Consider the following 12448-nt stretch of genomic DNA (forward strand, 5'->3'; position numbering starts at 1 on the left):
CTAGGCTTTGCTGTCTCATCGTTTTCCTGGGAGTGGAGATCAATAGGTCGATGGTATACGATTTTCGAAATTAATCAGAGTTGCCCTAGAGCGTCCTTGGCAATCCCAACACTGACCGGCATTTCCCAAATATTCCGTTCATCACCGTCAAGCGGATAGCAAAAATTTTTCTTTGACGGCTTAAATGGATAGCGTGGCGTTGCTCTGTAATATGGCAACCATCCTTTTGACTTGTCGTGATGAACATGGCTTTGCGCTGCTTCAAGTCCAGGATGCATACTAATATCGCAGCGATAACCCAATGACTCTAACTGCATCAATACAGCATCACTCATGTAATGCTCACCAAATGAAAAACTTTTCGGTTGTTTTCCATAGGAATCAACAAAAGCTTGATGCGCCATATCCACACAATGGCTCACCCAATTTTTGTCAGAGAATTCTGCCAACCATTTCTTTTTCCACAAATGCCGATATGGTCGCCAACTGTGTACATGAATACCCAGCTCATCACCCGCGGAATCGGCCTCTTCAAGTAGGCTTCTATATTGATGTACTACCCAGTCTGCACGCCCATAGACCAACTCTATTTGCGGGTCGAGTCTAAACATCCAACTGAATCGAACTGGTCGTCGAGTAGCGCTCTCAAGCAAAGGGCGCATTTTGAATAAATACTCATGAAGTATTTCATAACCGCTCCATCGTGGAGCTTGATAACTCACTTTCCTGTCGTTAGGTTCGACATGAACCATAAACAACACCGGACATATTCGGTTTTTTATTCCCGCAGATTCAGATCTTTTATTCGATTCCATTTATTGACTTACTGTAGGCAATTATATAATCAGTTTGGAATCAGTGACCTGCGTCCCTGTATATCATCGATAGTTTAATACCCGAATCCGGTCGATCCAAGGCCTAACAACAATGGTTGCCATGGTCAATGTATAGGAAAAATATTCCGGAACAAGAGTCGGCTTTTAAAATTGAAAATTATTGGAATGAAAAATCTGAAAAGCGGCTATCTATTTTGTTACGCTCGACTGAACGCATGTATGTAATTTATTGGAAAATATTCCAGTCGCAGGCAGGATTATATGAGAAAAGAATTATGATATGTCCACCGTACGGTACGCTTCATCCAGTTAAAATCCTGCCACTCACAATATGATCCACCTTTCGAAAACATCTTGATACAGGACTTCACCACCCTCAACACCCTCTCCCTGCGAGGGAGAGGGAGAGGGTTAGGGTGGACTAAGACGAGTCACTTCTATTCAATTGACCTTAGAAGCGCTTTCCCTGCATCGGCCCGCCGCAACCCATGGAGGCCAGTTCATCGGCGATCTTCTGCTGTTCAGGGGTCAAACTGCCATAGAGCTTGTCGATGGCGTCGGCCATGGCATTCATCTGAGTGGCTCGTTCGCGCATGAACTCGACCCGTTCGTTCAGTGGAAGCTGTGCCTTGCTACCGCGCTGTGCATGACACTGCACACCCTGACCGAATTTATCCAGCATGGCGGTTTCGTATGCCTTCCAGGCAAGTTCCTGGTCTTCTGTGATCTTCAGCTTGAATTTCAGGTAGTCGATCCGCTCCTGGTGCCGTTCGATGGTGGGACCGCCCATACCAGTGCGGTTGAACTGGCCTTTCTGGCCGGGACCACGGAACCCCTGGCCGTACTGGGCGCCATCCTGGTACTGGCAGTTACCACCCCAGCGCCCACCTGCGGGCACCATGGAGAGGGAACCTGCGGTAATGCCGACCACGGCAACGGTGGCGATAATGATTTTGCTTGAGCGTTTCATCTTGATCTCCTTTGTTGATCACTTGGGAAACATCCCCCTGCAGGATCTATGAGACCACTGGAATGTAAGCACGGGATTTCAGAAAAGGGGCGATTTGTAACTCAATGTATCTGTAACAGCCCTGTTACATTAACTTACAAAAAATCCGGGAGCACGCCCGCAGGTTACGGTATAAATAGGGTCATGGAGAGACAGCAACACCTGCTGGTGGTGGATGACGACCGCGAGATACGGGAACTGCTACAGGCCTACCTGGAGCAGAACGGCTACCGTGTTTCCACCGTTGGCGACGGCAAGGGAATGTGGAGCGCCCTGGAAGCGTCCCGTGTCGACCTGATTGTGCTGGACCTGATGCTGCCCGGCACCGACGGACTGGAACTCTGCAGGACCCTGCGGGTGAAGTCCCAGGTCCCGGTGATCATGCTCACCGCCCGGGGGGACGAGATGGACCGCATCCTGGGCCTGGAGATGGGTGCGGACGACTACCTCCCCAAGCCCTTCAATCCCAGGGAACTGCTGGCCCGCATCAAGGTGGTATTGCGACGCTTCAACAGTGTCGCTCCCCGCGAGGAGGAGGAAGAGACTGGTTCATCCCTCTTCTTCGCCGGCTGGAAACTGGACACGGTAGGACGCCATCTTGAAAAAGCCGGCGTAGTCTCGGCACTGAGCGGCGCCGAGTACCGCCTGTTGAAGGTTTTTCTGGACCACCCAAACCGGATACTGACCCGCGACCAGTTGCTGGACCTGACCCAGGGCCGGGAGGCAGATCCCTTCGACCGCAGTATCGACGTACTGGTCAGCCGACTGCGCAAGCGCCTGGATGACGGCCCAAAAGAACCCACCATTATCAAAACCGTTAGGGGTGAAGGCTACGTACTGTCGGCCAGGGTGAGCAAGCAGGAGCCTTCGGAATGAGGTTGCTCCCCCGCTCCCTGTTCGGCCGCCTCATGCTAATCCTGGTGATCGGCCTGATCCTGATCCAGGTGATCAGCGCGACCCTGTTCATCCGCGACAGATACCAGGTACTGCGTGACAGCTTCGGTTTCAACCTGATGCATCGCACTGCCTCGTTGGTCAACCTGGTGGAGGGCATGCCACCCGAAAACCGCGACCAGATCCTCGCTGTCATAAACTCGCCCACGCTTCGCATCAGCCTCAATGATGAGCCGCAGCCCATGAAGCCCGAGGCCAAGCGCTCTGAACGCCTGGAGTCGCGGCTGAAAAGACATCTCGAGGATCATCCCCGGATACTGGTCTCCATCGAAACCATCCCCCTGGGACGATGGCGTGACCGGAGAGGCCCTGAACACAGGCCGCCACCCCGTTTCCAGATGATGCCTCGACACATGGGTCCCACGAGATTTCAGGTCCAGGTTCAGCTCTCCGACGACAAGTGGCTCAGCATCCTGCGACCGCTGCCAGAAGATATCGAGAGCTGGCCCGCACGCATGCTGTTCACACTTATCGCCGTGCTGGTCGCCATTGTGGTCACCTCCCTCATCGCGGTACGCCAGCTGACACGCCCACTTAACACCCTGGCCGAAGCTGCCGACGAGTTAGGACGAAATATCGACCGTCCCCCACTGCCGGAGAGTGGAACAAAGGAGGTGCAGCAGGCAAGCCGCGCCTTCAACAACATGCAGCAGCGGCTGCAGCGCTACATAAAAGACCGCAGCCGCATGCTGGCGGCAGTCTCCCACGACCTCAAGACCCCCATTACCCGGCTGCGGTTGCGCACCGAGATGCTGGATGACCCGGAAGTGAAAAAGCAGTTCGAGCGTGACCTGTCGGAGATGGAGCAGATGGTGCTCGCCACCCTGCACTACATGCGGGGAACGGAGAGCAGCGAGGAGCCCGTGGATCTCGACCTGGTTGCGCTGCTCGAGGCACTGCAGGACGACATGTCAGAGCTGGGCTGGAAAGTGACCATCGAAGAGTCGCAGGTCGAGCCCTACAGGGGGCGCCCACTGATACTCAAGCGCTGCTTTGCCAACCTGATCGAGAACGCCGTGCGCTACGGGGATGAAGCGATCATTCACATCCAGGACAGCCCGGAACAGGTAAGCATCGTCATCGAGGACCATGGACCAGGCATTGACGAGCAGGAGCTGGAGAACCTCTTCAAGCCCTTCTACCGTGCTGAAGAGTCCCGCAGTAAAGAGACCGGGGGATCAGGACTCGGACTCGGTATCGCACGCAACATCGCCCGCGCCCACGGTGGTGACGTGACGCTGCAACGAGGAGAGAATGGCGGTTTGGAAGCGGTAGTCACCCTCCCCCGCTAGTTCCGTGGGAGCGGCGCCTCGCCGCGAAAACAAACCAGATCAGTGAACAGGCACGCCCACCTCGACAACATAACCGGTCTGGTGCTTCCTACACCACTCCAGGCGTTTCTGCATCACCTCGCAATGACTCGCCTCTTTCACCATGAAGTGGTCGCCGGCGGTTGCGAAGCCCAGGTGCTCATAGAAGCGCTTGATCTTGCGGATCTGCTCTTTGGTCTTCTGCTTGCCGACCCCGTCATCCAACGGAGAGGCCTTGAGACCGATGATGCAGTTCTCAAGATCGGTCATCTGGCCGATGCGGGCCAGCAGTGCGGTGCCGATATTGTGACCGCGGTATTCGGGTTCCACCACCATTTCGTTGATCCAGACCAGCCCGTCATACTCCTGGGTGCGTATGGTGCCGTCAGACAGGCGATGGAGATACTGGCTCCGGACTCTTCGAATACGGTCTCGGAAAAATCGGAGATTTCGGGACAGACGGAGTCGAGCAGTACATTTTGCTCTATCCCATCCATGGTGGCGGTAGCCAGGTCGAGTCGATAACCCCTAAGCTCGGCGACGATCTTCTCCTTCCCCTCCCGGTCGTCCCAGAGAAGGGCCTTTCCCCTGAATCCGATGACATAGTGACTCAGGGTGGGATCGGAATCGGGTCTCAGGGAGAACTCGAACTCAAGGTCATCAATTGATACGTCCATACTGCTACATCCCGTACATCTAGGACTTGATGAAATATTAGTATATAAGTAAATAAATTCCACCCATTTTATAGACTGTTTTTATGACAAAAATCATGGTCATAAAGGGCTCTATAGGCTCGACCTGCAAGAAAGGGTAAAGAATCAGAAGTAAAGGGCCGATATATATTCAAACACCTCTAACTGCGAGGGGACGACATGCGCCTGAACAAAAAGCTTCTAACAATTTCCGCCCTACCGTTTCTGCTCAGCATTGCCCCCGGCATCCAGGCATTCGACCTCTATCGTCAGCCCTATGCACCGTCCCCCAGCGAGACGGACCGTGCCAAGAGCTGTGTCGAGCTAGACCAGGAGCTGAGCACCCTGCAGCACCAGACCTACAGCTACCAACCCGGTTTCTATGAAGACCCCTACACAGGTGCAAGCATATTTGTGGGTACCACCATCTTCTGGCCCACTTACGCCGCACTGGGTTATATCGGCTATCTCGACTACCAGGAGAAGGGGCGCATCATTCCAGCGGAGAACCGGATCGAAGAGCTACGCTATCTCAAAGCGCAGAAGCACTGCTTCGAGAGTTAAACACTAACCATCAAATCACCAGTAGGAGCGAACTTGTTCGCGATCTGAATTTGAATACCTGTCAATCGCGAATAATACCCGAAGGGCACTATAATTCGCTCCTACTGTAAGAGAAAAGCCCGCTTACTTTCCGACGTCGCTGAAAAAGAGGCTGGCAACCAGGCGATCCACCGGCACGTAATCGTCAGTGAATTCAGGCAGTTCCGCCATTGGCGTTCCAGTCGTCAGTACCGCCTCGGTCATCCTGACCCATGCCCGCTGAAAACCCCGGCGTGATTCGATCACCTCCGGCGGTTCCCTGGCATCGCTGGCCGAGATCACGTAGGTCATACGGGTGGACTCCTCCGGCAGGCGATCAATCCAGACATGGACATGATCGAACACCGAGCCCAGGGTCTTCATCATGCTCTTGACCAGCTTGGGATCGGGAAAGATATCCACCAGGTTCAAAGTGTAGAGACCATCCTGACTGAGATGTGCCTTGACCTGCTGTGCATACTCCCGGGTAACTAGGTGGTAGGGCACCGCGATGTCGTGAAAAACGTCGGTCACGATGACATCAAAGCGTTTGTCCTTGAGTTGTTGTTGCAGCACCACCCGGGCATCGGCGTGATGGACCTGCATTCCCCGGTCGTCCAGGTAGAGCTGTTCCCTGGCCACCTCCGTCACGTTGGGGTCCAGTTCGGCAACCGTGATCTCGGCATCCTCGTAAAGCGACTGTACCGCCCTCGGCTGGGTATAGGCGCCACCCCCGGCGAAGAAGAAGCTTATCCCTGGCGGCGTTTGCCCCTGCCAGTGATCGAGCACCAGTTCATCCATCAACTGGACATAGGGCGCCAGCAGAAGGCCAGGCTCCTGTTTGTGATTGGTACCATGAACCAGGTGGTCGAGAATCATCGAACGGGCTTCACCAAAAGGTACCTCAGGCGTGCTGTCCACTACCCGGATACAGAAGTAGCTGCTCTCGCGATCGCAGGGATTGGTGAAACCGTTCTGCAGCCAGATACCGCCACTGAGCAGTGCCGCCAGCAGGAGCGAGGAAACAGTGGCGATGGGGCGTGTTCCCTTGAGCAGAGGTATGGCCAACAGGAACAGGCCGATGGCCGTGGAGATGATGATGTTCCTTGTCCCCATGTACTGCACCAGCCAGTAACCGGTGACAAAGGTGCCAAGGATGCTGCCAAGAGCGGCCAGCGCATGCATCAGGCCAACGATATGTCCTGTCCGTTCATCCAGCTTGAGAGCCAGGGTGGTAAGCAGAGGCGTTATGATACCCAGCAGAACCGCCGGCAGAAAGAAGAGACTCAACACCATCAGAAAACTGATGCTGATCAGGCTCAGTCGGCTCTCCTGCAGGGCAGGTGCCACCAACGTCAGAATCAACAGTACCGCCAGGCTGGCCAGCCCGCTGGCGATCAGCACCATTCCAGCGCTCCTGTCGCTCCCTCCCCTGTCAGCCCAGACGCCGCCGATCCAGTTGCCCAGGGAGAGTCCCGCCAGGACGACACCGATAATGGAAGTCCATGTGTATAGCGATACGCCCACATAGGGCGCGATGAGACGGCCCGCCACCATCTCCAGCACCAGCAGGAAGGCAGAGCTCAAGAATATGGTCAGCGCGTAGCCGTAGATATGCGGCCTGGTCGACATCATTTACTCCATAGGGTTAACAGGCCATGGCATTAAACCCTGATGTTAAAGGAGCCCTACCCCGAAATGGTATTGTGACTTTCCGCTATGCTCCGGGCAGCTGCTATGGCTGCCTGGCCAAGGGAGATACCGCCATCGTTGGCGGGGGTCAGTTCCGGAATCAGCACCTTCAAGCCCTGCGCCCTCAACCTGCTCTCCACCAACTCCAACAGTATCTTGTTCTGAAAGACACCGCCGGAAAGCACAACACTGTCCAGCTGATGTTGCCGGCAGAGTGCGATCGCCTTCTCAGCCACGGCCCTGGCCACACCGCCGTGAAAGCTAGCTGCCATGACACCCGTGGACACCTCTGCCGCCAGGTCTTCCAGCACCCCTTGCCACAGGGGCTGCCATTGGATTACCTGAAGGCCATCTCTATCGGTTAACCGGTGGTCGTATGCACTGGCCTCGTCTTCCAGCGTAGCCCTGTCTGCCAACGCCTCCAGTTCAATGGCCGCCTGCCCCTCGTGACTCGTCTGCTCACGACAGATACCCACGGCCGCGGCCATGGCGTCGAACAGACGACCGGCGGAAGATGCCAGGGGCGTGTTGAGGCCCCGCTGCATCATGGTCTGCATGTTGGAGACCGGTTGTTGGCCAAGGAACTGCACCAGTTCCAACTGGCCGAAGTCCTCAGCCACCCGCTCCCAGCCCAAGGCGTTTTCGAGATGGGCGAAGGTGTTGCGCCAGGGCTCGTACATCGCCTTTGCACCCCCGATCATGGCGACCGGTTCAAAACAGGCCAACCGCTTGAAGCCCAGGTAGTCTGCCTTGAGAAACTCTCCGCCCCAGATGGATCCGTCCTCTCCGAAGCCAAGACCGTCCAGTGCGATCCCAAGCACTGGCCCGCTGCCGACATCCACGCCCTGCTCCGCCATGCAGGCTGCGATATGGGCGTGGTGATGCTGAACCACCTCCAGCATCAGTCCCTCCTCTGTGGCCCGTTCCCTGCCGAGTTGGGTGGAGAGATAGTTGGGGTGTTCATCAACCGCGAGAATACGCGGAGCATGCTGAAACAGCTGTTGATAAAGCGCCAGGTTGTGCCGATAGTCATGGTGAGTCGCGGCATCCTCCAGGTCCCCCATGTGCTGGGAGACGATTGCCCTCCCCTCCTGAAGCAGGCAGAAGGTGTTCTTCAGCTCACCTCCCATGGCCAGTATGGGCGGCGCCTTTGAAAAACCGGCGGGCAACTCGATTGGTGCTGGCGCATACCCCCTGGCCCGACGTAGCATGCGCGGCGCACCCGCCGCCATGCGCACCACCGAATCGTCCAACCTGTTGACGATGTCGCGGTTGTGGAGCAACCAATAGTCGGCAATCTTCCCCAGTCGTTGATGAGACTCTTCATTGGCTGTGCACTGGGGTTCGTCTGAACGGTTGCCCGATGTCAGTACGATAGGATTTTGCATACCCTTCATCAGCAGATGATGCAGCGGCGTATAGGGCAGCATGAATCCCTGTGTGTTCTGGCCCGGCGCAACGCCCGGAGCCAGTTGCTCATCCTGCCGCTGTTCCAGCACCACGATGGGTGCGGCTGGGGAATGCAGCAGCTTTTCCTCTGCTGGATCAAGCCGCGCATAGCGGTTGATCATATCGGTAGAACCGGCCATCAGGGCGAACGCCTTGTGGTAACGGCGCTTGCGCTGCCGCAGCCGATCAACCGCATCGCTGTTGGTTGCATCGCAGGCGAGATGGACACCTCCAATGCCCTTGATTGCAACGATGGTGCCCTGGCGAATCAGTTCGGCAGCCCTGGCAATGGCATCCTGACCTTCACCCGGTTCGATCCCACTCCCTGCTGCATCTTCTAGCCATACTTCCGAGCCACACTCACCACAGGCATTGGGTTGGGCGTGGAAGCGGCGATCTGCCGGATCGTCGTACTCGGCCTGGCAGGCCGGGCACTGGGGGAAGACAGACATGCTGGTGGTTGCCCGGTCGTATGGGATGGAGCGAACGATGGAGAGGCGCGGCCCGCAATGGGTGCAGTTGGTGAAGGGATAGCGGTAGCGCCTGTTGGCTGGGTCAAGGACTTCACTCAGGCAGGCATCGCAAGTGGCCGCATCAGGAACGATCCCCGTGCGGACCTCACCCTGCCGGCTCTCGACAATTGAAAATTCATCAGGCTGCTCACCTTCTTCCAGGGGTTGCAGCTCAACCCCCTCGATTCGGGAGAGCGGAGGTGATTCGTTTCGCAGCCTGGCCACAAATCGCTCTATCTGTTCAGGGCCACCCCAAGCGCGAATGAGTACGCCTTCGGCATCGTTCCAGACCTCCCCGTCCAGTCCGCACTCGTTGGCCATGTGCCAGACCGTTGGCCTGAAACCAACACCCTGAACCAGGCCACGCACCCTGATAGCCACGCCCTCTATTCTCTTGTTCATCCGCGCCAGACTGTGAAATTTCCTAATCGAAACATATGGAACCGTGAGGATAACACTCTTTGATCAACTGGCAGCGGTTTGTCAATTCTTACATTTGATTTTTCGATGGCTATAATCCCCGCCTTTCAAGTAGTACCCAAGACCTGTAAGCAGAAACCCCATGATCGTATTCACCCTTACAAACCGCAACACAGGAAATATTTACGTCGGTTCCACGCGCAGCGTTCCGGAAGAACGCTGGGAGCAGCTTGCTGAGATGGCCGCCGACGGCGCAGAAGGAAAACTGCTCGATGATATCAGGACCCATGGCGAGGACGCTTTCAAGATCGAAGAATGGGGCGTTGCCGAAAGCCCTGCTGGCATAAGGGAGTTGATCCAAGAGGCCCAGGAGCAGCTGGGAGCCCAGCCCATCCGCACAAAAAGCCCATCGAACAGGGAACGCGCAGCAGAAGAACCCTCCCTGGGAGATATCAGGCGAATGCTGGAGGAGATCAGAGATAACGATCCCGTAATTGACGAACCCGCAGCTGAACTCAAATCAAAAGCGGACATATCCACCCAAACACGGCCCAATGAGAAAAAAAACATCCGGCAAAAGCAACCTGCCCTGACAACTGGCCGCCGGTCGTGCCGACTCTACCGAAAAAGAGCGGCGTATCAAGGAAGCACTGCAGAAGCAGCGTGAGCAGACACGACATGTACGCGCTACCGAGGAGGCTGACGATATGCGTGAGCTGATCCTGCGCATCGAGACCCGACGTGCCAGCCAGAAGAAGAGCACAGCCCCGAAAAAACGCACTGCCAGAAAAACCTCCACATCCAAGGCAAAAACCTCCCCTTCATCACAGGACCTGGCACCTGGGAACAGGATCACACACAAGCTGTCCACAAGAAAAGCCAAGTCAGCAGAGAAAGAACGCCGCATCAAAGAAACCCTGCAGAAGGCCAAAGAGGAGCGTGACGCCCAACGCATGGCCCAGGTTGCCGCCGAGGCTGACGAAATGGCGGAGATCCTGGCGAGATTCGATTCACGATCCAAAACCATATCTTCCAGGAGGCGTAAACGATCATAAATCGCCTGTATAACCTCGTATGTGTCTATTATCTTCATAGGGCCTGCTCACAGACCCTGACATAACGTGGGATAACAGAGATGAGAGACAAGCCTAAATTCGGAATCATCCAGGGCGGCAAGATGCATGCGTTCGCCCTGGGTCCGTTCCAGATTATTCCCAGTCCGAGAAGAGAACCCCCTTTTCCTGTCACCGCAACCGTATTCGAGGAAGATACCTGGCGGGTTCTCAGCGCCGACCCGGCGGGTCACCCCGAGAAAGAGCACCCGGTGAAACTGATGACGAACATGCTGTTCGACCAGCAGGCAGAACCCGGCAGTGTACTCATACAGGGTGATCGCTGGCTGACCATCATTCATGATCTTGACACGGAGCCTACCTGCAAAGAGGAGTGGATCCGTATAGCACTTCATAGCGCGATAAGAACCGCAGAAGAGCGGAACTGCACAACACTGGCGCTGCCACTGCTTGGCAGTGTTCACGGTTGCATCCAATGGAAGGCGAGTCTTGAGTTGATTCTTGATGTCCTGACCGACAGCAGACGTCCCGGAATGCCCGCAATAAAAATCTGGTTACAGGTACCCTCGGAACACCTGGGGCGAACCGTTGAGCGATTGGGCGAAATAACTCAGGATACGATCAACTCGTAGGCCACGCAGGGGTCGATGGCGTTTACCAATAGTGCAGCCTTGTACCTCAATTCCCCTTCCGAGTTCGCTCTCAGCCCCGCAAGCCCCTGGGCCAATACGCCCCATGGATGGAAGTTCCACTCTGTTGGCGCAAGTATCTGGTAACTGATCACTTTTTCACCATCGAGCACTACCCGGTGAACCAGGCGTCCCCTGGCCGCCTCCACTTGGGCGACTCCCCGCCCTTTTGCCAATATCCCACTGCATTGTTTGACTGGGCATTTACCCGACACGATACAGGCTACCCCCGATGCGACAGCAGCTGGTATTGAAGCTAATTCCACCAGCCTCGCAACAACCCGGGTCAAAAGACCGTTGCCGTATTCATTCTCCAAGGCTCTAATCAATGGGTAACCCTGCACCCTGTTCAAAGGGCCGGTCTCGTAGGTCATGCCATCCCAGGTGGGTTGAAAAATCAGCGCATCAGCATCCTTTGAAGCCAACAGGCTATCCAGCTTTCCGGCATCCATGCCAGGTAGTGCCTGATTATCGGCGTAACCCATAGACGCGAGTTCACCGGATAGCAAATTAGCAACGAAGCGTGCTGCCACACTCCCACCCTCTGACGCCCAAGCCCTTAATCCATCACTCGAATCCAGTGCCAGCCACGCATCCAAGGAGATTGAAAAAACATGCTCTTCAAGGATCTGCTCAAACTCGCCAATGATTGCATCAAGAGGTGCTTGCCGGGTAAGGCCTGGATCGCTACCCGGCATAAACGGTTTTCTGTCCGGGTAGAGTTCATTGCGAAACGTCCCCGTCAAAGCGATCAACCGGGCAACGGGTTCCGGGGTTTCCGGTTCACCCAAAAGCCTGGCCCAATCATAGCCAATACGCCAGGCATGCTCTTTTGCGGTTTCAAGCAGAACCAGGAGCTTTCGTCCCTCATTTCGCGCAGGATTTTCATCTATCCCCAACGCCTGTTCGCATGCGCTTACCGCTGCACAGGCCTGGGCTGTTCCACATACGCTGTAAAGGAGGGGAAGCGTGTCGAGGAGATAATCGACTGTTTTATCAGAAAATATTGTAGGCATCTGCAATGGACGGCTGGATGTAATATCAACATCGTTGACATGCTCACCATCCCAATCCAGGGTTATCGTTATCTGCCCTTCCACACTGTCGCTGCCGGACTGCATTACCTAAGGATGGTCTGAAAAATTAGAGTTTTCATTCACCAGGCACCCAAATTCAAATATCCGTCAAATAAGCCTGTCTTTTATCCCCGAATTGGCCTTTTCAGGG

General features: G+C 55.5%; 13 protein-coding genes. 6 read left to right on the top strand and 7 right to left on the bottom strand.

What is annotated here, in order from left to right; genetic code table 11:
• Positions 1 to 74 precede the first annotated feature (74 nt).
• Positions 75 to 815, bottom strand: coding sequence for a polysaccharide deacetylase family protein (locus BOW53_RS10395; RefSeq protein WP_153041611.1), 741 nt, complete (start codon positions 813 to 815; stop codon positions 75 to 77).
• 472 nt (positions 816 to 1287) lie between these two features.
• Positions 1288 to 1806 (bottom strand): Spy/CpxP family protein refolding chaperone, encoded by a 519-nt coding sequence (locus tag BOW53_RS10400; RefSeq protein WP_078487921.1) that lies wholly within the window; start codon positions 1804 to 1806, stop codon positions 1288 to 1290.
• A 183-nt stretch (positions 1807 to 1989) separates the two neighbouring features.
• On the opposite strand from BOW53_RS10400, the gene BOW53_RS10405 reads away from it, so the two are divergent.
• Together BOW53_RS10405 and BOW53_RS10410 are read left to right on the top strand one after the other, a co-directional pair.
• Positions 1990 to 2721 (top strand): response regulator, encoded by a 732-nt coding sequence (locus BOW53_RS10405; protein ID WP_078487922.1) that lies wholly within the window; start codon positions 1990 to 1992, stop codon positions 2719 to 2721.
• Complete coding sequence (locus tag BOW53_RS10410; protein WP_078487923.1) at positions 2718 to 4091, top strand: ATP-binding protein; 1374 nt, start codon at positions 2718 to 2720, stop codon at positions 4089 to 4091. Before BOW53_RS10405 ends, BOW53_RS10410 begins: the two co-directional genes overlap by 4 nt.
• 39 nt (positions 4092 to 4130) lie before the next feature.
• On the opposite strand, the gene BOW53_RS10415 is transcribed toward BOW53_RS10410, so the two are convergent.
• Together BOW53_RS10415 and BOW53_RS13360 are read right to left on the bottom strand one after the other, a co-directional pair.
• Entirely contained in the window at positions 4131 to 4445 is a 315-nt protein-coding gene (locus BOW53_RS10415; RefSeq protein ID WP_245832109.1) for a GNAT family N-acetyltransferase, read from the bottom strand.
• Complete coding sequence (locus tag BOW53_RS13360; protein WP_245832110.1) at positions 4376 to 4786, bottom strand: hypothetical protein; 411 nt, start codon at positions 4784 to 4786, stop codon at positions 4376 to 4378. The genes BOW53_RS10415 and BOW53_RS13360 overlap by 70 nt, the downstream gene beginning before the upstream one ends.
• Positions 4787 to 4984: 198 nt before the next feature.
• Here BOW53_RS13360 and BOW53_RS10420 point away from each other — a divergent pair, with 198 nt between their 5' ends.
• Positions 4985 to 5368 carry a hypothetical protein gene (locus BOW53_RS10420; RefSeq protein ID WP_078487926.1) on the top strand — a complete coding sequence of 128 codons (384 nt, stop codon included), beginning with the start codon at positions 4985 to 4987 and terminating at the stop codon, positions 5366 to 5368.
• A gap of 123 nt (positions 5369 to 5491) precedes the next feature.
• Here BOW53_RS10420 and BOW53_RS10425 read toward each other — a convergent pair whose 3' ends face one another.
• Positions 5492 to 7021: a fused MFS/spermidine synthase gene (locus BOW53_RS10425; RefSeq protein ID WP_078487927.1), complete on the bottom strand. Its 1530-nt coding sequence runs from the start codon at positions 7019 to 7021 to the stop codon at positions 5492 to 5494.
• Positions 7022 to 7074: 53 nt separating this feature from the next.
• Positions 7075 to 9441, bottom strand: a complete 2367-nt coding sequence (hypF, locus tag BOW53_RS10430; protein WP_078487928.1) for a carbamoyltransferase HypF — start codon at positions 9439 to 9441, stop codon at positions 7075 to 7077.
• A gap of 160 nt (positions 9442 to 9601) precedes the next feature.
• On the opposite strand from hypF, the gene BOW53_RS10435 reads away from it, so the two are divergent.
• The 3 genes from BOW53_RS10435 to BOW53_RS10445 all read left to right on the top strand — a co-directional run bounded on the left by BOW53_RS10435 (position 9602) and on the right by BOW53_RS10445 (position 11164).
• Positions 9602 to 10126, top strand: a complete 525-nt coding sequence (locus BOW53_RS10435; protein ID WP_078487929.1) for a GIY-YIG nuclease family protein — start codon at positions 9602 to 9604, stop codon at positions 10124 to 10126.
• Between the two features lie 40 nt (positions 10127 to 10166).
• Positions 10167 to 10514 carry a hypothetical protein gene (locus BOW53_RS10440; protein WP_078487930.1) on the top strand — a complete coding sequence of 116 codons (348 nt, stop codon included), beginning with the start codon at positions 10167 to 10169 and terminating at the stop codon, positions 10512 to 10514.
• A gap of 80 nt (positions 10515 to 10594) precedes the next feature.
• Positions 10595 to 11164, top strand: coding sequence for a macro domain-containing protein (locus BOW53_RS10445; protein WP_078487931.1), 570 nt, complete (start codon positions 10595 to 10597; stop codon positions 11162 to 11164).
• On the opposite strand, the gene BOW53_RS10450 is transcribed toward BOW53_RS10445, so the two are convergent.
• Positions 11143 to 12342 (bottom strand): nickel-dependent hydrogenase large subunit, encoded by a 1200-nt coding sequence (locus tag BOW53_RS10450; protein ID WP_078487932.1) that lies wholly within the window; start codon positions 12340 to 12342, stop codon positions 11143 to 11145. The genes BOW53_RS10445 and BOW53_RS10450 overlap by 22 nt on opposite strands.
• Positions 12343 to 12448 lie beyond the last annotated feature (106 nt).

The organism is Solemya velesiana gill symbiont (assembly GCF_002020805.1).
Taxonomy (GTDB): domain Bacteria; phylum Pseudomonadota; class Gammaproteobacteria; order Chromatiales; family Chromatiaceae; genus Sedimenticola_A.